The organism is Pseudomonas sp. G(2018), from assembly GCF_005502415.1.
GTDB lineage: Bacteria > Pseudomonadota > Gammaproteobacteria > Pseudomonadales > Pseudomonadaceae > Aquipseudomonas.
On the sequence record NZ_SCOO01000050.1, the window covers coordinates 1 to 21,614 of the forward strand.

Genomic DNA, 21,614 nt, shown 5'->3' on the forward strand with positions numbered 1-21,614 from the left:
CCCCATCTACCCCCAATCCTGGGGAAAGAGGCCCGATCCCAGCATTGGAGGAATGACTCCCCGTTGTTCGGCAAAGACTAGTGTACCGGGCCTCTCAGCGCTGTTTTCACCAATTGGCATGGGAGTTGCCGAAGCCCTCTCAACTGACCCACATCCAAGGGGCAGGTACTCTGATAGAGGGAATACACATGCACCCTTTACTGTCCAAAACCGCGATCGCAATGGCTGTGACCGCACTGGCCCAAGGCATTGCCCAGGCCGCGTTGTTTGCTGTAGACCCCGGTCCATATCAACCCGCTACCGGCGGCTTCGCTGCCTGGTATCAGGACTCCCACGGTCGAACCCTCGACTTGTGCTTGTCCAAGGCTGTCAGTTCCAGGGTTCCCGGTGCCCCCGGCGCGCCCTCCTACATGTGCGTTTTGAATCCGGCTCCCGGGGTTTTCGACGACACCCAGCCCATCGTATTCCCGAGCAACTTTCCCGATGAAACGTTCTGGTTCACCGGCGAGGGTTCCATCGTCGATGCGGCCCGGGGCATCGACTTGACGTTTGTCAGCGCCATCGAAGCAGCCTTCGCCGCGGAAGAGGTGAAAGAAGGCGACCAGGTCAGTTTTGGCCGTATCCGTATTCGGGTCGACGTGCCCACCGCCGGGGTCTACACCATCACCCACCCCTATGGCGTCGACATCTTTGACGTTCCGGCCGGTGGAAACCGCGCGATCAACATGACGCGCGACATCGGCATCGGCTCGCCGAAAACCTACAACGGCGCACTCAGAAGCGACATCGGCCCGTTTCTGCGCAGCGTCAACGGCCCCTACACCGAGACCAACCCGGACACGGGGCAAGCCGATCAATTCATCGGCGATCCGAACCTGGCCGAGGCCTTCACCGGCAGCCCTTTCAATACCAACTACATCCGCATCGAAGGCCCTAACGGACTGGATTTGCGCACGACGGTGATGACCATTTCCGGCAAGTTGTCGACGGTGGTCCGCCCCACTCCGATCATCGCCGAGCGCAGCACGTACTCGCGTAAAGCCGGGGAAAGCGCAGCGGTGGCGCAGCAGGATGTGTTCGTGATGGCCCCACCGCCACCGGCCACCGTGACCCTGGACAGCAACAGCCCGGTGTTGAACCTGACCGAGGCCGACACCACCGGTCACTGGTACGCCCAGTCCGCCACCAACCCAACACTGCCAAGCAATCTGGTGGTGACGGCCGACAACCACCTGGCCATCCCCACCAGCACGCCGACCCCTGTGTCCATGCCGTTGACCGACCTGGTGGTGATCTCCCAGGCCCAATACAGCCTGAACAGCGGGCAGATCACCATCGTGGCGTCGACCAGCGATGAAACATCGCCACCGGTCCTCACCGCCACCACCGGCACCGGTGTCGCCATCGGCTCACTCAGCGGCGATGGCGCGGTGAAATCCCTGTCGACCGGCATCTCGCCGATTCCACCGGCCAAGGTTCAGGTGACGTCATCCAATGGCGGCAGCGATACCGAAGAAGTGGTCATCGTGCAATGAACGCACATAGGTCCAGATCCTCATCAGGAGGCATCATGAACAAATTGCCACGCCTGGCGCTCAACGCCCTGGGACTGACTCTATCGCTGTCCGGCAGTGCATTCGCGCAACTGACTGCCGTCGACCCCGGCCCCTACACCTTTGCCACGGGGAAATTCCCCATGTGGTATCAGGACAACAATCTGCTGTCGCTGGAACTGTGCCAGTCGCGGGCAACCAGCTCGCGGTCGCCTGGTGCTCCCGGCGCGCCAGCCTACATGTGCATCCTGAACCCGGAGCCCGGGGTTTACGATGACACCCAGCCGATGGTATTCCCGGATAACTGGCCACCGGAAACCTTCTGGTACCTCGCCGAGACCACCATCAATGATGTCGGTGGCTATGGCGTGGATGCCTACGTGGCCGGGATCGAAGCGGCATTCACGTCCGAAAACCCGATCGATGGCGATCAGGCAAGCTTCGCGCGGATTCGTTTGCGGGTGAACGTTCCTGTGGCTGGCGTCTACACCATCACCCACCCGTACGGCGTGGAAACGGTCACCGTCACCACGCCGGGCCGTCGGGCGATCAACATCACACGCGACATCGGCATCGGCGCACCGGGCAACTTCTCCGGTGCCCTCAACGGGGAGGTGGGGCCATTCCTGCGCAGCGTCAACGGCCCCTACACCGAAGTAAACCCGGACACCGGCGCCATCGATACGTTCATCGGTGACCCGAACCTCAGCGAAGCGGTCACCGGCAGTCCGTTCAATACCAACTTCCTGCGGGTCCAGGGTCCGGCCGGGACCATCCAGACCAACCTCTTTACCGTGTCTGGCAAAGTCCTCGACAACCGTGCGCAAACCCCGGTGGAAATCGGCCGCGCCACTTACCGTCGTACCTCTTCAGATACCCGGGTGGAGGTCTTCGGCAAATCGGCCAACAGTTCCAGCCTGTGCTTCCGCGAAACCGTGGCCCTGGTCCCCGGACCTCCGCTGACCCCGTGCCTGACCAACATGCTCGGCAGCAACGGCCAGTTCTTCGGCCATCGCCTGACGGGCGCCTCCGTTCCTCCCTTGGTGGTGGTCACCGCGACCGACCCGAGTGGCACCACCCGGCCAACGGCGGCGTCGAGCAAAGTCACCGACGTAGTGAAAGTCCAGACCGCTCGCTACAGCTGGAGCGACCACAGCCTGCTGATCGAAGCCACCTCGTCTGACGAAGTGGTGGTGCCGGACATGGTCGCCCAAGGCTTCGGACGCCTGACGAAATCCGGCACTTTGCAGCGCCTGACCGTCACCGAACTGCCACAGCCACCGGCCACCGTCACGATCAAATCCGCCTCTGGCGGCAGTGACACCGAGCCAGTCGTTGTGGTCGGTTCGGCACCGGATACCGGTGAAAACCAGGCGCCGATCGCCCTCGACGACAGCGGCAGCACCAGCTTCGGCGTACCGATCACCCTCAGCCTGCTGACCAACGACAGCGACCCTGACAACGACACACCGCTGAGCATCACCGCGCTGACCCAACCGGCCACCGGCCAGGGCACCGTGGCACTCAACGGATCGACCGCCGTCGTCTACACCCCGCCAGCGGTGGTCAACGCTCCTCTGACCACGACCTTCACCTACAAGGCGCAAGACGTCAAAGGGCTGGCCTCGACCGAGGCAGCGACCGTGACCATCACCGTCGCGCCTAACCAGCCTCCGGTGGCCAATGCCGACGGCATCGCGACCCTGGGTGTGTCGATACCGATCAACGTGCTGGTCAACGACACCGATCCGGAAGGGAACGTGCCGCTCGCAGTTGCCAGCTTCAGCCAGCCACCGACAGGTCGCGGCACCGTCACCAGTAACGGCACGGTCCTGACCTATAACCCACCGGCCACGGTCACCACGGCCTTCACCACGACCTTCACTTACTTCGCCCGGGACAGCTTCGGTGCTGTGTCGACGGCGCCGGCCACGGTCACGGTGCAAGTCTCGCCACGGCCTGCCGCGGAAACCTTCGCGGTGACCGCAGCCACGGTGACGGCCCGTTCCAACAACCGCTTCAACTGGGACTTCACCGGCACCTCATCGGTGACTACCGGCAACACCATCACCGTCCAGGTGACCACCCCGACCGGGCTGGTAACCCTGGGTAGCACCGCGGTGCCGTTGACCGGACGCTGGAGGCTGACAGTGAGCAACAGCACCACGGTGGTTCCGTCGGCGAACCCGACCGCCACCATCACCTCGTCCCAAGGCACCGTGCGCACGGTGCAGGTGATCTCGAACTGAGTCCTGGCCCCATTCACTCGGTGAGTGGATGGGGCAGGCCTTTTCGCTTAAGGACACTTTTCTAACAAGGGTAATGCCATGAAAACGCCGACCGCCGCCCTGCTCTGCCTGCTTCTGCTTTGCAGCGGTGCTGGCGTGCGTGCCGACGATTTGATGGAGAACGATGACCTGGCGCCTGCCGCCGATCTCGGCGAGCTGCCCCCTCCAGTGGGCCAGCACGCACTGATCGACCAGAACGGCCAGGCCAACGTCGCACTGTTGCAACAGAACGGTCAGTCACTGCTCGGCCAGATCGTACAGTCGGGCAGCAATCAGGAAGCGTACATCCTGCAACAAGGCAGCGACCTGATGGCCTTGATCAACCAGCAAGGTTCCGGCAACGCCGCGTCGATCACCCAGACCGGCAGCCACAACCGCGCGCAGATATCCCAGAACGGCAACAACAACGACGCCAACATCGTCCAGGCCGGCACGGGGCAGCAAAGCGCTGTGACCCAAGCAGGAAATGGAATGAGCGTATCGGTCACTCAATATCGCTAAAGCACTGCACCACTTGGAGGTTTCATCATGTTCAAACTGACGCCCCTTACCGCCGCCATCCTGGTCATTGTCAGTGCCCAGGCGCTGGCCGATGACAGCGTGTCCGTCCAGGACCAGTCCGGTACCGCCAACATCGCGAATGTGAAGCAAACCGCGGCGCCGTTAAGTACCGCCACCCAGGAGCAACTGGGCGAAGGCAACGATGCGGCCGCCGTGCAGGATACGGCCACCAGCACCATTACCCAGACCCAGACCGGCGACTACAACGCCGGCTACGCCGAGCAACTGTACGAAGACAACAGCACCATCACCCAGAACCAGCTCGGTACTTTCAACACCGCCCACGCCAGCCAGTCCATTGGTCTGGGTGCGGGCGAAGCCTTGCAACAGCAGACCGGCAACGGCAACTTCTCGTTCGTGTACCAGGACAGTCAGGACGGCACTTCCGGCCAGACCTATCAGTTCGGTGACGGCAACGAAGCCAACATCGAACAGATCCAGCCGGGCATGGCCAACAACGCGGTGATCATCCAGTACGGCACCACCAACTACGCCACCGCCGAACAGATCGGCCACATGGCCGGCCAGATCGAGATCAACCAGGCCGGCAGCACCAACTATGCCTACGGCGATCAGCGCTCCGGCGTAGGAGGTAACCTAACCATCAACCAGTACGGTGACGGCAACGGCACCGAAGTCTGGCAAGACACCCAGGTCAGCAGCCAGGCCACCATCAACCAGTACGGGCAGACCAACGAAACCATCGTCGACCAGAGCTTCGGCGAAAACAACGTGGCCACTGTGCTGCAAGTCGGCGACCTGAACGCCGTTTACGCTGACCAATACGCATCCGTCAGCTCCACACTCGGGATTTATCAAGAAGGCATCGGCAACACGCACTTCACCTACCAGAGCGGCGACAGCCACGTGCTCAACACCAACTCGGTGGGTAACGACAACAAGGTCTATGCCAGCAACTGGAAAGGCCCGCAACTGGGCGGTCAGTTCGGCAGCAACCAGCTCGCCACCGTCAACCAGAACGGCGACGGCAACATCGCCAGCTTCAAACAGGACGGCATCGGCCACATCATGACCACCAACCAGACCGGTACTGGCAACAAAACCACGGTCAGCCAGGCCAGTGCCTACAACGAGCTGTACTTCGACCAGAACGGCACCGACAACATCCTGATCTCCGACCAGCGCGGCACCACCAACCTGGCCCAGGGCATCACCAACGGCACCGGCAACAGCACCGAGTTCAACCAGGAAGGCACCGGCAACCAGGCGTTCACCACCCAGCTGTATGGCGACGACAACATGATCACCGTCAAACAGGCCGACATCATGAACGTTGCGTATGTGACCCAGGGCGGTACCGGTAACATCGCCAGTGTTGATCAGAGCGGCATGACCCAGACCGCTACCATTCAACAGCTGGGTTCGGCCAACCAGGCGACCGTGTTGCAGCAATAATCGCGAGGCATGAAAAAACCGCGGCCCTTGGGGAGAGGGGCGCGGTTTTTTCCTTTCACGCGTTCCCGCTTGTTGAGATAAGTGTGTGTTGGAATACATGAGTCAAAATCATATCCGAAAGGCAGCGAAGGACGCAGAGCATTACTATCGAAAATCCACGCAATACTAATTATTCAAGAAGTCTAAGAAGGCGATCAGCATGCGACTCATTAATTGATTCACGGCTCAATACATGCCCGGAGCCGGCCCTAAGATCAGCAGTCGCATCCTGTCTCACTCGTTGATTGAACTCTCTCAAACTGCTGCGCCCCATAACAGTTGAATCTAGCTGTTTCAATGCGGCACTCCCGACACCCTGTAACCTTGGGTGAACAACTTCGCGCGCGCTACTATTTGTCGCAATGCGATGACCGATAGAAACAGGAACGTTGTAACGATTCCGCCGATGAAATTCCAAATAAGCTTTAAAGTTACTTCTTGAGGCTTCAGTCGATAAATCATTCAGCCTTTTTGAAACCTGGGCAAGGTTATCCATATCTCCTTGCTCAAGAAATTTTGAAATGTGTTTGAAGCTATCAAAATCAACATTTTCAAGAGAGCGTGGCGCGAGAGTACTTCTCGATAACTTTGCACTTAACTTTGTTTTCGCGCGCATGCTCCACTGCTTTAGTTTCCCTGCAATCCACAAGGCGTAGTGCCCATTCGGGTCATAACGATTTATCGGATCCCCCAAACAATACGCATACGGATTCACGCCACCCTCCCCAAATGGACTCAAACTGTCTGAACGATTAAACCGCATCAACACCGGGTTGTACGCCCGATAACCATTCCCCAGTAAATAGTGCCAAATCACGGAATCCGGTCGCTCGCCTTTATAGGCCAGCAAACTGGTCAAGTCGCTTCCGGTTGAGCAGTAGCCATAAGGGGTAAATGCAATGGGATGTCGTTGATGATTGGGCTTGAGAGTGTGCAACACCGAGCGTTGTAGGTCAGTACCGAGCAAAGTGGTACTCCAGTTGTCGTCCTGCCCCTCTTTTTGTGCCAGCAACTGGGGCCCATGCTGGACGACAGCACGCTGCAACGCCCCTTCTATCTCCGTAGCCAGACGGTTTCCACAATAAAAGCGTTGAAGTACTGGTGTGTCCGGTAGTGCATGACCGATCAGTCGGTTGAGGGCGTCATAGCGATAGTGGCATAACAAGGTTTGCGGCAAGGAAGACATTGGGCACTCCGGACTTTTTAGGTCTGAGCGTTTGAGTATCTACGATGCCGCCAAGTTTGCGACCTAGCAGAACTGATAGGTGCGCACCGGCAACATCGCCAACTTTGACCAAAGCGGTATGACCCAGACCACTACCATTCAACAACTGGGTTCAGCCAAACCGGCGACTGTGTTGCAGCAGTAATCGCGGGGCATGGAAAAACCGCGGCCTTTGGGGAGAGGGGCGGTTTTTTTTTGCAGGTTCGAAACTACATGGTTGGTTGTCCCGCCGCCTTCGCGAGCAGGCTCGCTCCCACAGGGAGTCGGGTTGGCCGTGAAAGTCAGGTCGGCTCGTAAGCTGCCTCGCTTTGGCTTTTCGCGGTGCCCGCCCCTCGAGAGGCTTCGTTCCGGCTCTGCGCAGTGGGCACCTCGGCAGGGATGCCAAGGTAGCCGCGCACGGAGCAGGACCGGAGCGAGGCACCGAACGACAGGGGCAAAGCGCTTTGGTTACTTCCGTCTGGGCCGGCACTCCGGATTTTCGAAAGTGACCCGCCGTAAGAGCGGAACCATAAGTGGCCGTTACCAAAGGAATGGATAAACACTCGGTCAACGGTATTCAGGTCGGCTATCAGGTCGCCATCGCTGGCAAGACAGCTCTCACAGGGGATTGGGGATATCCGCTTAAGCCAGGTCGGCTCCCACATTTGATTTCCATGAGCATGGGTTTTGTGTTCGCCGCATTTCCACTGTGGGAGCGAGCCTGCTCGCGAAAAACGTTCGGGCAACGCGATCATTCCGGTAGCCCGCGTTAGCGTTGACGTCCATCGCGAGCAAGCTCAGCTCCTACAGAAAGCACGCGTACCACACCGACCAGCTCGGCCCAAAGGCCGCCTCGTTCACTGTTCTTCACCCTCCGGCACCACCTTGTTCTGTGTCAGGTACCGATCCAGGGTCGCCGAGCTGTCAGGCGTGTTATCCCCGGCCACCTGCCACAACCGCCGTTCAATTCCCTGGGCCAGAAGGTGCCCCACTGCCGCTTCGATCGCCGACAGCACACACAATTGCGCCGGTTCGTTGGTGGTGTAGCCGACCTCGGCCTCAAGCAGTTTCTTGAACTCGATGAACTTGAACACCCCGGCGCTACGGGCCACGGAGTAGATGGTCTTGCTGGTCATCACGTTGGCCAGCACCTGCCCGCTGCGTACATCCACGGCCCGCAGGTTGATCGTGACCTGGTCCACGCGATACTCCCGGGCGATGTCGATGCCCAGGTAACGTGCCCCTTCCCCGCCGCTCTTGACGTTGGTGTCATAGGCGATGATCCCGCCTTCGAGCATCATGTTCGCCGCTTGCAACGGTGGCAGTTCAGACTGGATGTTCACCGGCGTATTGGGTTTTTTCTGCGAGGCGCGGATGATCTTGCGCTCGGTCAGCAGGTTCTGCAGCCCTTCGCGCTCCAGCACCACGAACCAGCCGCTGGCCTGCATGGCGTCCATCAGCATGCTCGCCGCGCCCTGGGTGACGCTGGTGGAAAACGAGCTGGCCGGGGTCGGTTTGTACTGTCCGGTCTGGTCACGGAAGCCGTACACCACCGCCATCAACCGGCCCTTGGGCCGTGGCATGTTGATCAGGTCGTAGTAGGTCGACGCCCTGGGGGTCAGGGTCGGGATTTTGCTGTCCTGCTCCGCCGGCAACGGCTCGCGCAGACTGCACCCTTGTAATGCCGCCAACATCAGCCCTAGCGCAATTATTTTTTTCATGTCCTTAACTCCCCGTTGACCCAATGCCCCCTCAAGGGGCCAGGCCATTCACCTGGATTTCCGAAACTTCGCCGGTCGCTCGGTCGGTCACCACAATGGTCAGTGCCCCCGAGTCATCAACGACGTTGACGATGAACGCGTCAGTGGACAGGCTCCCCGTGTTGCCGGTGGAGATGTTGTCCAGCAATTGCCCCAGCAAGCGTGATTGCAACTGACTGCTGAACCGCTCCAGGGCCGAAGTGCCGGTCAACGAGGCACGGTCTTTCAAATCAGGGTCGTCGTAGTCGTTTTGCGCCTGGGCGTTGTTGAGCAGCCAGGTGCCGTTCAACGGGTTGCCACCGAACGAGGGGTTGATGGGCGTGTAGACCAGCTCCGTGGCGTGGACCAGCCCGCAACCGCCGAGGCCGAGCAAGCACCAGCCGGTGCGCTGCAAAAACGTTTTCGTTTTCATAATTCGTCCCTCTCAAGGTCCGTGGTGTCCTGTAACAAGGCTTCCAGCTTGCGCTGGACAATCTGCCCGCGGACCCAGTCGGCGGCGTCATAGGCCTCGTCCTTGAGCTCCACGGTGTTCGGCGGCAGGAAGCGCCGATAAACCAAACGTTGTTGATATTCCACGGTCACCAGGCTGCCCCAGCGAGCCGAAGGTCGTTCGCGTACCACCAGGTTGAAATCCATCGGGCTGGTGGCGCGCAGGCGTTCACTGAACGAGTAGTAAAAGTCGTGGCCGATGTGCGAGATCGTGTCGTCGATGATGAAACCCATCATTTCGTCCTCCTCGGTGGCCGAGGCCACGGAGGTGCTCAACACCAGGATCAATGCCAGGCAGAAACGGTTCATGGCTGCAACGCCTGAGGTGCGGTGGACTGGCCTTTCACCGGGCCCGAGGCACCGTCGAGGAAGGCCTTCTCGGCGACAAACTGCCAGTCCTTGTAACTGGCCATGCCGTTGAAATCCGACCACTGAGTGGGGAAGTCCGCCTGCTTCAGCGGTTTGTCCGTGGACGGGCTGCTGATGCCGGTGATGCGTCCGTCGAAGCCGCGCATCAGGAACCATTCGCCGCCGCCGATCGGGTCCGGGTACAGCTGGCGAATGTGGTGTTTGGCGTTGGGAAAACGCTCGTCCTGCAACAGATCGGCGAGTTCTTTCGGGTACTGGGCCAGGCCTGGCGAGCTGCGGTAGTAGCTGCGCAGTGCCTGGGCATATTGGGTGCCGACCCACAGTAACTGGCGTTCGCGGTCACGCTTGGCGGCAGTGGCCCACAACTCGCCGGCACTGGCCAGGCCCATGCCCATCACCATGATCAGAAACAGCACACCCAGGTAGGTGAAGCCGTCTTCTGCACCCGGCTTACCACTCGGAATAAAGGCTGCCATCACGCGCCCTCCCTTGGGCACCACTCTTGATATCGGCCACCCCGCCAGCCACGCCTTCGGGCGGTGCCACCAGGACCCAGGTGTCCTTGCGCTCGGCAATCGGGTCCATCGGCGGGTTGCGCAGGTAACGTTGTTCGATCAATTGCTCGAGCGAATCGGGATAGCGCCCGGTGTCGCCGTAGTAGTGATCCAGTGCTTCGCGCATCGCCGACAGGCTCTGGCGCAGGGTGGTCTCTTTGGAGGCCTCCAGGCTGTTGAAATAGCGTGGCAAGGCGATGGTCATCAGGGTGGCGATGATTGCCATGACCACCATCAGTTCCAGCAGGGTAAAACCCTTTTCCCGGCGCATAGCTCACCACTCCCGATAGGCGATGCCGTTGAGACCCTTGCCCCGGGCCTTGGAGTAAACGTCGAAGACGTCCTCGCCATCCCGTGGGTTTTCAGCCGTACTGTCATAGGAGCGCAGGCCCCAGCCGCCTTCGTCGTCACGCTTGACCGGTGCCAGCGGGTCATGGGGCAAGCGCCGCAGGAAGTAGAACTTGGCGCCCTTGGCACTGCGCACGTCACGCACACCATCGACCAGCACTTTCAGGTTCGGCGGGTAGCCGCTGCTGTTCAGCGACTTCTCGATATAGCCCGCATCGAAAGCGCGCTTGTAGGCGTCGATGGCATCGCGGATCTGGTACAGCGCGGTGCGCAGCTCCTGCTCCTTGCCCCGGCGCACCACGGTCTCGGTCAGCGGTGCGGCCATGCCGGCCAGCAGGCCGATCAGGGCCAGCGTCACCACGACTTCGATCAGGCTAAAACCGCGTTGCGAGGCGTTCATGATCAAGGCTTCCCGACGCTGATTTGCACGTTGGTGGCGACTGGCTGACCGATGGACTTGGGCTGTACCGAAGGCTTGGTTTGTACCGAAGGCTTGGTTTGTACCGAAGGCTCAGGTTGTGCCGAAGGCTCCATCCGGCGATCCGGCGCCTGGATGTGCATGCTGGTTTCGGTGCCGGTGGTGAACTCCATGTCCGACGGGCTTTGGTACGGCAGGTTGCGCACCACTCGCGGCGTGATCGACAGCACCAGTTCCGACTTGCCGACAGTGTCCTTGTTGCTGCCGAACAGGCGGCCCAGACCCGGGATATCACCCAGACCCGGGATCTTGTTGCCGGTGGCGCCATGGTCGTTGCGCATCAGGCCGGCGAGGATCTGGGTTTCGCCATCATGCAGACGCAGGGTGGTCTGGGCATTGCGGGTGTCGACCTGCACCGGAATCGTGCCCTGGCGGGTCGGCTCCAGCGGCGTGGCGTTGCTGACCTCCAGCGCGACCTTGATCGCCACTTCGTTGTTCAGGTGCACGGTCGGCTGCACCTCCAGTTTCAGACCGACATCCAGGTAAGTCACGCTTTCGGTGATCACCGGTCCCTGGGTCGATGGCACCGAGGTGGCGCTGATGATCGGCACACGCTGACCGATGTGAATCCGTGCCTGTTCGCGGTTGCTGACGCGGATCACCGGGCTGGCCAGGGTGTTGATGTCGTTGTCCTGGGCGTTGATCTTGGCCTGGGGCGATGGCGAGATGGTGATCCGGCTGGAGTCGATGCCCTTGAGCTGATCAAGAAGGGTCACCGCCGAACCGTCGCTGTTGACCACGCCGAAGGTGTTCGGCCATTGCAGGCCCAGGTCGAGAATGCGCTGGGTGGCAACTTCCATCACTTCCACTTCCAGCACCACTTCGGGGTTGGACTGATCTTGCGATTGCAGGAGCCTTTCCGCCATGCGGATGGCGTCGCCGGTGTCGCGCATGGTCAGGGTATTGAGGCGCTCATCGACGAACACGTCGCGGGTCTTGAGCATGGTCTTGACCATGTTCAACGCGGTGTTCGCATCGATGCTGGTCAGGTAGAACGTGCGCATCACCAGCTCTTGATAATCCTTGAGCTTCTGCGGCGAATCCGGGTAGATCAGCAAGGTGTTTTCGTTCACCACTTTCTGGTGCAGCTGATTTTGCTGGAGCAGCAGTTCCACGGCGTCCTCGATGCGAACGTCACGCACGAAGATGGTGGCTTTCATGTCCGGGCGCAGGTCCTTGTCGAAGATGAAATTCAGGCCGGCGACCTGGGACAACACTTCGAAGATGGTCTTCAGGTTGGCGTCGCGAAACTCCAGGGTCACCGGTTTGTCCAGGCGGGTGCGCAGTTGCGGATAGGGAACGACGTTGCGGCTCTGCACCAGACGGACATTGCTTTGCAGTTCCAGGGCGCCTTCGTTGTTCGGGTCCAGCTCAAGGATCTGTTTGACCTGACGGTCGGCGCCGTAGATGTCGCCGCGACGCAGGTCGCCACGGGCCAGCTCGAGTTTTTCGTCGAGGCTGCGCATGTGATCGAGTTGGCGGATTGCGTCCTGGGCCCGACGGTTTTTCGGTTCGATGGTCAGCACCCGGCCGTAGGTCAGGCGTGCCGAAGCGAAGTCGCGCTGAGCACGGTCCATATCGGCCTGGCTCAGCAGCGCCGTCACTGCCCGGGCACGGCCGCTGGTGAGCGCCAGGTGCAGCTCGGTGTTGCGAGGGTTCTCCCGCAACCCTTCCTCGATCCGGGCCAGGCCGGCTTCGTACTGACCCGACGCCATCAGGTCAGTGCCTTCTTCCTTGGCCATCTGCGCCGAACTGCAGGCGGCCAGCCCGGCACAGAAGCCAAGGCTGATCAGCAAACGGGAATTGTTCATTGCGCGCTCCCCACAGACAAGGTCTGGGACAAATGCAGAGGCAAATAGACCAGGCTCAGTTCCATGTCGGAAATCCCCTCGATCTTCCATGTTTCGTCGATCACATCCCCTTTACGCACGACGTAGATTTTCTCGCCGTTTTGCAAAAACACTTGCAGGTCGGTGCGGTCCTCCATCCTGCCGATGAACTGGAAAGGCAATGGCGGTGCAGTGGGGACCTGCACCACCGGAGCTACATTGACGGGTTGTTCGGTGACGCTGGCCAGGGTCGGCACCGCTTTCCAGCTGCGGGCGGCGAACAGATCGCCGGCCGGGCTCAGGTCCTTGATCGCCGTGGGTGCACCGGAGGCTTTCGCCGCAGGCAGCGCGCCATGGGCCTTGCCCTTGGCGGGCGCGGCCACAGCGACCACTTCAACGTCGCTGTCGTCGGCCGGCATGAGGTATTCGGGCAACCAGGTCAGCGCCGCGGCCACGCCGAAGAACGCCACCCAACCCACTGCACGTTTGCTGTTCATCATGACCTCGACAGGTAAAGGGTCATGCGGATCCGGCCATTGAGGTCGGTGTCGGCGATCTTTTTGCGCTGGAACTCCACGTCTTCCACCACCACCGCCGGCAACTGGCCGAGCAAGGCGTGCAGGAAGCGCCGCAGTTGCGGGTAGCTGCCACGCACCGGCAGCAGAATCTGATAGCGGGCCAGGTGCGTCTTGGGATCGATGCCCAGCGAGTACTCGCCCCGGGCCAGGGTGATGCGTTCCTGGGCGGCCAGTGCGTAGATCTTGTCGATAGCAACGGTGGCCTGGGGCTGGGACGGCAACTTGCTGCGAAAATCATCGAGCTGGCGTTGCGGCACCACCGGTGGGGCGACCGTGCCGTCCTCGACCTTGGCCAGGTACTCGCGGGCTTCGCGGGTCTGCTGGCTGATGGTTTGCAGTGACTGCCAGTCCGGTAACAGGCCGGCCAGGCCCCAGGTCAGCGCCACAACCACCAGGGCCAATCCGGCCAGGCCAGGCACGCCGAGGCTTTGCAGGTATTCGTGGACGATCAATCTAGGGATTTGCATCGCCGATCTCCCAGGTAGCCGACAGGTTGAACCGGACTGGTTGCTCCGGCACGTTGGCGACGATTTCGTGACTCAGCAGCGACACATCGGACAGCTCGTCGCTGGCTTCGAGGCGCTTGTGAAAATCGAGCATGGCGTCCAGATCCTTTGCCTCGGCGCTGATCCGTACCTGGCCCTTGCGGGCGTCCGGGGTCAGGGTCAGCAAGGCAATGTTCTGGCGAGGCATGGCTTCGAGGGTGGCGAACAGCTGTTCCCAGGGGCGGCGCAATTGCTGCGAGACCTTGCGCATTTCCGCCAGGTTCTGCGCCTGCTCGCGGGTTTCTGCCGGAGAAAGGCTGACTTTGGTGCCGGTGTCGCCCGTGAGTACGCGTTGGGCGGTCTGCAGGTGACCCTGCTGTTGTTCGGACTCCCCGCTCAGGTGTTGCTGAATCGCGATGCAGCTCAGCGCCAGCACCACGCCCCCGGCCAGCAGACTCCAGCCCAGGGGCGTCGAGCGGCGGCGTGGCTGAAAGTCGAGCATCAGGGCGCGCATGTCAGGCCACCGCCCGGGACATGACGTACAGGCAATCGTGTACGGCTGTCCGGTCCTCTTCGAGGGTGCGCAGGTGCACACCGGGTACCTCAGGGTGCGAATCGATGCGCGCCGGAGCGTGCAGGTAAACGTTCAGCGGCCGTTCGCTGGTGGAGGCCTGCAATTGGCTTTCACGGCCGATCAGTGCGGTCAGCGCGGCATCGCTGTCACTGCTGCCCACCGAACGCACCGAGGTCCAGCGGCCTTCGCGAGCCACCAGCATCACGCTGCGCACCGGCTCGGCGACCACGAACAGGAAGTCCCCGGCATCGAAACTTTTATCGAAATGATTGAACGCCGCCATCAGGTACGGCTGCACTGAGCGCAGGCGCAGGCCACGTCCACTGACCAAGGTGCGCAGGCGTTCCAGCAGGTCTTGCGGCAACGCGGTGGCGACACGATCGTAGCCGGCGGGTTCGGCCGAGAGTACCAGGCTCCAGGGCTGGCTCGGCACCCCGTAGAGGTCTTCGAAGCACAGCTGGGCAAAGCCTTGCAGTTCGTCGGGGCTGCTGATCTGGTCGCTCCAGGGCACCAGGCAGAAACGACTGAAGTGACCGGAGATCACCACGGTCAGCTCCGCACCGGCGCGGGCATGTTCGCCCAGCAGGCGGTCTAGGGTCTCCAGGGCGACGGCCCAGGCCTTGAAACCTTCATCGATGTAGCCGACGCTGCCCAGCCACAGGGTTTGACTGCCCTGCCGCTGGCCTAGGCCGACACCATTGGCGCCGAGCACGGCGACATAACGCTCACGAGATAAAAGTGACACGATTGATCTCCTCGAGAGTGGTCCGGCCTTGTTGCACCAGTTCCAGGGCCGACTCGCGCAGCAGGCGCAAGCCACGTTTGCAGGCGTGGGCCTTGATCTTCGAAATCGGTTGGCGCTCGACGATCATTTGCCGCAGCTCGTCATCCAGGTGCAGCAGCTCGGCGATCGCGCTACGCCCGCGGTAGCCGGTGCCACGGCAATGGCCGCAGCCCTTGCCATGCACGAAGTGGTAATGCGCGACTTGTTGCGGATCGAGCCCCGAGGCTTGCAGCTCTTCTTCGCTCGGGGTGAACGGGGTGCTGCAACTGGTGCAGACCAGGCGAATCAGGCGCTGGGCCAGCACGGCATTGAGCGCGGACACCAGGCTGTAGGGGTCGATTTCCATCTGGGTGAAGCGGCCGATCACGTCGAATACGTTGTTGGCGTGGATAGTGGTGAACACCAAGTGCCCAGTGAGCGCCGATTGCACGGCGATTTGCGCGGTATCGGGGTCGCGGATTTCACCGACCATGATTTTGTCCGGGTCATGGCGCAGGATCGAGCGCAGGCCGCGGGCGAAGGTCAGGCCTTTCTTCTCGTTGACAGGAATTTGCAGCACGCCCGGCAGCTGGTATTCCACCGGGTCTTCAATGGTGATGATCTTGTCCACGCCGTGGTTGATCTCGGTGATCATCGCGTACAGCGTGGTGGTCTTGCCGCTACCGGTGGGGCCGGTGACCAGCACCATGCCATAGGGTTCGGCGGCCAGGCGGCGCAGTTGACGCAGGGTTTCCTCTTCGAAGCCCAGGGCCTGCAATTGCACGCCGCAAACCTTGTCGGCCAGGTCCTGCTTGTCGAGCACCCGCAGCACCGCGTCTTCGCCAAAAATGCTCGGCATGATCGACACCCGGAAGTCGATCTGCCGGCCGCTGATGCCGATCTTGAAGCGACCGTCCTGGGGCACGCGTTTTTCACCGATGTCCAGTTCGGCCATGACCTTGACCCGGGAAATCACCTGCTCGGCGAACTCGCTGCCCTGGATCTTGCTGATATTGTTCAGCACGCCATCGATGCGGTATTTGATCACCAGGCCGCTGCCGGTGGTGCCCAGGTGGATATCGCTGGCGTGCATTTTCAGCGCGTCGTAGAGAGTCGAGTTGACCAGCTTGACCACCACGCTGGAATCTTCGCTGATGCTGGTCAGCGACAAGCTTTGCAAGTTATCGGTTTCGGCATTGGCGTCGGCCTGGGCGTTGAGCGACTCCACGGCGTGGAAACTCTCTTCGTGACGCGCCAGGTAGGCTTTGAGGTCGTCGGCGTGCACAAGGTACAGCGGCGCGCCGTGCAGGCAATCGTCGATCCAGGCCAGGCGGGCCGTATCGAAGGGGTCGGCAAACACGCCGATGACCGCGTCGTCGTGACGCAGCAGGGTGAATTCGCGCTTGAGGCATTGGGCCAGGGTGACCCGGTCGAATACCGGGGTGGCTTGAAACAGGCTGTCGGTGTCGAGTACCGGATAATGCAGGGTAGCGCCCAGGCACTGGATGAAAGGCATGGGGGCCAGTTCGCACAGCTCCCCGAGGGCATCCAGAACTCGCTGGCCGGACGTGGCGGCCAGGGAACGCGCCTTGGCCAATTGCTCACTGGTAAAACGGGGGGGTACACACTCCAGCGGCACAGCATCGACGACAAGGGATAGACGGTCCATGGCTTGCTCTCCAACGCCCGGGGCTTTGAGCCCTGTTGGCGCGGCGAGCCATTGCGGCGGGTGCCGGAACGTCTTGTCGCGCCACTACTCCCCGGTGAGCAATTGTTCGTCGCCTGGTGCCTTGGAGGCCGTACTTCGTCGGCGATCCGCGAGCACCCAACTACCGTCGTACAACTGCAGCGGGAAACTTTCGGTCCTGCTCTGGCGTCGTTCGACAAAGCCTTCGGAACTGTTCACACCCGTTTTGGGTTCGCGCTGCATCCCCAGAAGATCAAGCACTGCTCGGGCCAATTCCGCCAACGGAAACGGTTTGAACAGGATATGGCTGACTCCCAGTTGCCGGGCCCGCTCGCAAACCTCTGCGGTTGGATGCCCTGTGATCAGCACAAAATGACACTTCCTGCTCTGGCGGACGGCATCGAGTACCTGAAAGCCTTCCATATCGGGCAAGCGGTAATCGAACACCATCACATCGGGTGAAAAGCGTTCGGCTTCGCCGATGGCTGTTTCACCGTTGTGAGCAATCCGGACTTCCAGCGCTTGCGCCTGCAGGTAACCCTGGAGGTTTTCCGCCAGCAGCTGTTCGTCTTCAACAACCAGTACTTTGTTTAACAAGGTGGACTCCTTGAAACCGCAGGTCCGAATACCGAACCTGGCGGAGTGCGCGCCTTACAAGGTCTAAGGCACACTTCATGCCAGGCTGAGCGCCGGTCGTTTTATCGCTTCATGTCCTTGAATTTAAAAACAATGCCTTTTCGTCCATATACCCCACCCCCCAAAAGCGGGGAAAACCGAACGGGTGGGCATTGAAGCTTTTCCCCACTTTTGGGGGACGGTTCAATCGTCGGCAATCCGTTCAATCCGATTACTGGAACGCAGCTGCGCCAGAACCTGTAGACGAGCCTTGACCTGTTTCTGTCGGGCAAGGTAAACCCGAACCATGTCAAGTCCTCGCTCTTCTGTGACATTGGCTGCCTCCATTCGGTTCTGCAAATAGATCAAATGCCAGCCCACCTCCGTGCGCACCGGTTCGCTGACGGCTCCCGGTGCCAGGGCAAAGGCTGCCGCCTCGAACTCGGGCAGCATGCGCCCACGGGGAAAGTAGCCCAGGTCGCCACCCTGGCTGGCCGATGCGTCTTCGGATTCGCTGCGGGCGACACTGGCGAAGTCTGCCCCTTCACTGGTCTTCTTGCGTATTGCCTCCAAGCGTAGTCTCGCTGCTGAAACAGTGGAAGCCTCCGCACCCTGAGGCACCTTGATCAGGATATGCCTGACCTGTATTTCCTCGGGCCGGTTCATCTCGGCGCGGTGTTCTTCGAAAAACGCCCGGACCTGTTGTTCGTCAGGCGCGTCGACCCTGGTGAGTTCGCTGAACACCTGCTGGGCCGCCAGATCCCGGCGGGTGTACTCGATATAGGCGGCCTCATCGAAACCGGCGTCCTCCAGGCGCTGGGCGAACACCTGCGCGCCCCCCATGGCCTGACGCGTCTGGTCCACCTGGCTCTGCACCGTGGCATCGCTGATCACCACCCCGCGCTTGAGCGCTTCCTGCCAAAGCAGCTCCTTGTCGATCAAGGCGTCCAATGCCGCCTGGCGCAGCTGTTTGTAGGCGCTGGGGCTGCGGATGCTGGCGACTGCCCGGCCCTGATCCTCCAGGTACTCGGCGAAATAGCGCTCCAGGCGCATCTGGGAAATTTCCTCGCCATTGACCCGGGCCGCGACCTGGCCATTGCTGCAAAACGCCGCAGGCACCCACAACGTCAACAGGATCAACAAAGTGTTGAGTTTCATGTTCGGCCTCCGGTCAGGGCATGGCGGCAATGGGTTTGTAGGGGGCAACCAGATAGAAGCGCTGGTTGGGCAGGTCCACGGTCACCACATGGGCGCCGTTCAGGCCCAGGCGCCGGCCCGGTCCGAAGCTGATCAAAGGGGTCAGGCCGGTATCGAAGTCATTCAGGCCCTCCAGGGCACTGACCAGTTTTTCGCGGCTGGCGTCGCGCCCGACCTGTTTCATGCCTTCGCTGAGCAGCATCATCGAACTGAACGCGCCGACCTGCAGCACCGCGTGTTCGCCGCCGAGCTTCTGGCTCTCGCGCAGCTGGGTCAGGGCCAGGCGCCCGGCCATCGTCCAGTCGCTGGGCACGAAGGGATAGGCCAGAAACACCCGCCGGGAAAAGTCGCTGGGCATTTGCAGCAGATCCCCCGCTACCTGGTTCGACGCGGCGAACAGGTATGGCACTTGCCCCGCCGTCTGCAAGCGTTCGGCGAGACGACTGAAACCGCTGCTGCTGCCCAGGTAGAACACCGAGCGCGAGCCCAACGGCAATTCGTCCTGCGCCGACTGCTGGGCTTGCAGCTGCACATTCTGCCAGGCGTTGTCTTGCAGGTACTGGGCAAGCTTCTGCGCGGCCAGCCGTTGGCCGGGCTCGTCCGGGTAGGTGATCAGTGTCGGTCCCTGCAACACCCGCAGACTGGCGGCGGCGTAGTTGGCCAGGGCAATCATCTGCTCGCGCAGCCCCGGCAGCGGCTCGAAAATCTGCCGGCTGACCTGGGCCGAGCCCTGCAACGACAGCGGCCCGATCAGCGGCACACCGGCCTGTTCCAGACGTGGCGCCAGTTCCGCATCGAGGGCCGGTGCCAGCGGTGCGATCAAGGCGAAGACCTGTTCCTGTTCGATCAGTTGATTGAGCGCTTTCTCGGCGCTGGCACGATCGGGACCTGGATCGAGAATGGTCAGGCGCAGTTGCCGCCCATGAATACCGCCCGCCTGATTGATGCGCGCCACGCAGCCTATGAGTACCGCCGCCACCGTGCTGCCCTCCTCGCTCAACGCCCCGGAGCCTGGCAACAAGGTGCCCAGGTGCAGACTGTTGGGGCTCAGGCCCGGATCGCGGTCCTCGGCCAGGCGCTTGAGGTAGGCCGTGAGGTTGCGCTGATCGTTCATCGACAGCACGAACCGCGGCATCGCCGGGTCCAGTCGATTGTTGCCCGGATCGCGTCCTTCCTGCACGGCCCTGGCCAATGTGCGGTCGGTGTAGGCCGGATATGTGCGCCCATTGACCTGTTGTTGGCCATAGGTGCTGCTGAGCCGCGACCAGGTCAATTCCGGCGGTCGTACCCCGCCCTCGGGACGCCCCAGACCATCGGCGCCATGGCAGTTGGCGCACGGCAGACTGGTCGCCGGCAGCAACATGCCCGCCGCCCCGACCCGGGCTATGATCGGCTCACCACTGGCCGACACGCCCTCGCGATACAAGCGCTTGCCGGCACTTTCGCTGGGGGTCAGCGGCAGCGCCTGGGCGGTCAGACTTATACCAACCAGCATGAGCAGGCCGAGGATGAGGGCGTTTTTCATGGCGCGGACTCAACGACCGGCCACGGGCATTGTCAGCAACTGCAAGCGCTGGGCAATGGCGGCAGCCGGGGCATCGGGACGGATTTTGCTCCAGCGTTTGTTGGCGACGTCGCCGACGATCAGTTGGGTTGAATGTTGCTCGGGCGTCGGGATGATCTGGCCGATGCGGCCCAGGACCAGATCCATTTGCGCCTTGTCGCCGGTAAGAAAAAGCCAGTGGGGCCCATCGACGCCCTGCTTCAAGGTGTAAGCCTTGAGTACCGCCGGCGTGTCCCGCAGCGGATCACTGGTAAGGGAAATAAAGGTGACGCCGTCCGCCTTGTCACCCAGCACTTCACGCACTTGCTTGAGCTTTTGGGTGATCAACGGGCAGGCATCGGAGCAACTGGTGAAAATCACATTGAGCAGCACCACGCGGTTCTGCAGCGCGTCGCTGTAGAAGCGCAGGGTGTTACCGTTCTGGTCCTGCAACGGCGTGTCGGTGAACCAGGTTTTTGCATCACGGGTGCCGCCTGCCGGTTGCGCTGCAACCGCTGCAGGTGCCGTCGCTTGCGGTGCAGTCGCCGGTTGCCCATGTCCTTCGTGGGAAAATGCCTGGAAGCTGATGATGCAAAAGCACATGGTCAGGAAGATCAAGGCGAGCGCTTTCATGGCTGATGCTCCATGGCAATGGCGGTGTGCTTGGCGTGGGCGTTGCGCTGGCCGCTGAGCTTCTCGACTTCACGGCTGAGTACGGTCGGGTCGGTGAAGCCGTAATAGCGCGTCCAGTGACGACTGTTGCCGTCGCCCACCAGGATCAAGGGTTGGTGGCTCTTGAAGTCACCACTGAAGCTGCCCAGGCCCTTGAGGGTTTCGTTGACCGACTGTGGCGAACCGGTGAGCCAGCTCCAGCCCGGACCGTTCTGGAAAGTGCGGGCATAGTCGTTCAGGCGTTTGGCGTCGTCGCGCTGCGGGTCGATGCTGATCGACACCAGTTGCACCTCGCTGCCGACCCGGCTGCCCAACTGTTTCTGCACTTTGCCCATGATCGACGACACCACCGGGCAGACCGTGGTGCAACTGGTATAGATGAAGCTCATGACCACGATCTTGTCGTTCACCAGGTCTTTTTCCAGGCGCACGGTCTTGCCGTTCTGGTCCACCAGCGCCACGTCGGCGAACTTGACCTGGGCGCGCTCCGGACCGGCACTTTTGGCCGGTGTATGGCCAGCATGTTCATCCGCCGAATGCGCCATGGCCTGACCGACACCGACGGCCAACAGGCAGAGCGTCAGCAGTCCACGATGTGCAAATCGATTCATG

Annotated in this window: 22 protein-coding genes; 4 read left to right on the forward strand and 18 right to left on the reverse strand. The window is 61.4% G+C overall.

Annotated features, from left to right (window positions below; all coding sequences use genetic code 11):
• Positions 1–188: 188 nt before the first annotated feature.
• The 4 genes from FFS64_RS28835 (at position 189) to FFS64_RS28850 (ending at position 5,818) form a co-directional block, all read left to right on the forward strand.
• Positions 189–1,535 carry a hypothetical protein gene (locus tag FFS64_RS28835; protein WP_137808148.1) on the forward strand — a complete coding sequence of 449 codons (1,347 nt, stop codon included), beginning with the start codon at positions 189–191 and terminating at the stop codon, positions 1,533–1,535.
• A 35-nt stretch (positions 1,536–1,570) separates the two neighbouring features.
• Complete coding sequence (locus tag FFS64_RS28840) at positions 1,571–3,802, forward strand: Ig-like domain-containing protein (protein ID WP_137808149.1); 2,232 nt, start codon at positions 1,571–1,573, stop codon at positions 3,800–3,802.
• 78 nt (positions 3,803–3,880) lie between these two features.
• Positions 3,881–4,342: a curlin gene (locus FFS64_RS28845; RefSeq protein ID WP_137808150.1), complete on the forward strand. Its 462-nt coding sequence runs from the start codon at positions 3,881–3,883 to the stop codon at positions 4,340–4,342.
• A gap of 27 nt (positions 4,343–4,369) precedes the next feature.
• Positions 4,370–5,818, forward strand: a complete 1,449-nt coding sequence (locus tag FFS64_RS28850; protein WP_137808151.1) for a curlin — start codon at positions 4,370–4,372, stop codon at positions 5,816–5,818.
• A gap of 169 nt (positions 5,819–5,987) precedes the next feature.
• On the opposite strand, the gene FFS64_RS28855 is transcribed toward FFS64_RS28850, so the two are convergent.
• The 18 genes from FFS64_RS28855 to FFS64_RS28940 form a co-directional block, all read right to left on the reverse strand.
• Complete coding sequence (locus FFS64_RS28855; RefSeq protein WP_137808152.1) at positions 5,988–7,043, reverse strand: RHS repeat-associated core domain-containing protein; 1,056 nt, start codon at positions 7,041–7,043, stop codon at positions 5,988–5,990.
• Between the two features lie 875 nt (positions 7,044–7,918).
• Entirely contained in the window at positions 7,919–8,782 is an 864-nt protein-coding gene (locus tag FFS64_RS28860) for a CsgG/HfaB family protein (protein ID WP_137808153.1), read from the reverse strand.
• Positions 8,783–8,813: 31 nt separating this feature from the next.
• A complete protein-coding gene (locus FFS64_RS28865) occupies positions 8,814–9,233 on the reverse strand; it encodes a curli assembly protein CsgF (protein ID WP_137808154.1) in 420 nt (139 codons plus the stop codon).
• Positions 9,230–9,619, reverse strand: coding sequence for a curli production assembly/transport protein CsgE (gene csgE, locus FFS64_RS28870; protein WP_137808155.1), 390 nt, complete (start codon positions 9,617–9,619; stop codon positions 9,230–9,232). The genes FFS64_RS28865 and csgE overlap by 4 nt, the downstream gene beginning before the upstream one ends.
• Positions 9,616–10,155 carry a type II secretion system protein gene (locus FFS64_RS28875; RefSeq protein ID WP_137808156.1) on the reverse strand — a complete coding sequence of 180 codons (540 nt, stop codon included), beginning with the start codon at positions 10,153–10,155 and terminating at the stop codon, positions 9,616–9,618. Before FFS64_RS28875 ends, csgE begins: the two co-directional genes overlap by 4 nt.
• The gene (locus FFS64_RS28880; protein WP_095193434.1) at positions 10,130–10,504 is read right to left on the reverse strand and encodes a type II secretion system protein; all 375 of its coding nucleotides are present in this window, start codon (positions 10,502–10,504) and stop codon (positions 10,130–10,132) included. The genes FFS64_RS28875 and FFS64_RS28880 overlap by 26 nt, the downstream gene beginning before the upstream one ends.
• 3 nt (positions 10,505–10,507) lie before the next feature.
• Complete coding sequence (locus tag FFS64_RS28885; protein WP_137808157.1) at positions 10,508–10,981, reverse strand: type II secretion system protein; 474 nt, start codon at positions 10,979–10,981, stop codon at positions 10,508–10,510.
• Positions 10,982–10,983: 2 nt separating this feature from the next.
• Positions 10,984–12,870 (reverse strand): secretin N-terminal domain-containing protein, encoded by a 1,887-nt coding sequence (locus FFS64_RS28890; protein WP_137808158.1) that lies wholly within the window; start codon positions 12,868–12,870, stop codon positions 10,984–10,986.
• Positions 12,867–13,385 carry a hypothetical protein gene (locus tag FFS64_RS28895; protein ID WP_137808159.1) on the reverse strand — a complete coding sequence of 173 codons (519 nt, stop codon included), beginning with the start codon at positions 13,383–13,385 and terminating at the stop codon, positions 12,867–12,869. Before FFS64_RS28895 ends, FFS64_RS28890 begins: the two co-directional genes overlap by 4 nt.
• Entirely contained in the window at positions 13,385–13,933 is a 549-nt protein-coding gene (locus tag FFS64_RS28900) for a GspMb/PilO family protein (RefSeq protein ID WP_137808160.1), read from the reverse strand. The genes FFS64_RS28895 and FFS64_RS28900 overlap by 1 nt, the downstream gene beginning before the upstream one ends.
• Positions 13,920–14,465, reverse strand: coding sequence for a PilN domain-containing protein (locus FFS64_RS28905; protein ID WP_137808161.1), 546 nt, complete (start codon positions 14,463–14,465; stop codon positions 13,920–13,922). Before FFS64_RS28905 ends, FFS64_RS28900 begins: the two co-directional genes overlap by 14 nt.
• A 1-nt stretch (position 14,466) precedes the next feature.
• Positions 14,467–15,270 (reverse strand): hypothetical protein, encoded by an 804-nt coding sequence (locus tag FFS64_RS28910; RefSeq protein ID WP_137808162.1) that lies wholly within the window; start codon positions 15,268–15,270, stop codon positions 14,467–14,469.
• On the reverse strand, positions 15,251–16,957 hold the full coding sequence (locus FFS64_RS28915; RefSeq protein ID WP_137808163.1) for a GspE/PulE family protein: 1,707 nt from the start codon (positions 16,955–16,957) through the stop codon (positions 15,251–15,253). The genes FFS64_RS28910 and FFS64_RS28915 overlap by 20 nt, the downstream gene beginning before the upstream one ends.
• A gap of 84 nt (positions 16,958–17,041) precedes the next feature.
• A complete protein-coding gene (locus FFS64_RS28920; protein WP_137808164.1) occupies positions 17,042–17,572 on the reverse strand; it encodes a response regulator in 531 nt (176 codons plus the stop codon).
• A gap of 222 nt (positions 17,573–17,794) precedes the next feature.
• The gene (locus FFS64_RS28925) at positions 17,795–18,748 is read right to left on the reverse strand and encodes a peptidylprolyl isomerase (RefSeq protein WP_137808165.1); all 954 of its coding nucleotides are present in this window, start codon (positions 18,746–18,748) and stop codon (positions 17,795–17,797) included.
• Positions 18,749–18,761: 13 nt separating this feature from the next.
• Complete coding sequence (locus tag FFS64_RS28930; RefSeq protein ID WP_137808166.1) at positions 18,762–20,312, reverse strand: ABC transporter substrate-binding protein; 1,551 nt, start codon at positions 20,310–20,312, stop codon at positions 18,762–18,764.
• Between the two features lie 9 nt (positions 20,313–20,321).
• A complete protein-coding gene (locus FFS64_RS28935) occupies positions 20,322–20,963 on the reverse strand; it encodes an SCO family protein (RefSeq protein WP_137808167.1) in 642 nt (213 codons plus the stop codon).
• Complete coding sequence (locus FFS64_RS28940) at positions 20,960–21,613, reverse strand: SCO family protein (RefSeq protein WP_137808168.1); 654 nt, start codon at positions 21,611–21,613, stop codon at positions 20,960–20,962. The genes FFS64_RS28935 and FFS64_RS28940 overlap by 4 nt, the downstream gene beginning before the upstream one ends.
• Position 21,614 lies beyond the last annotated feature (1 nt).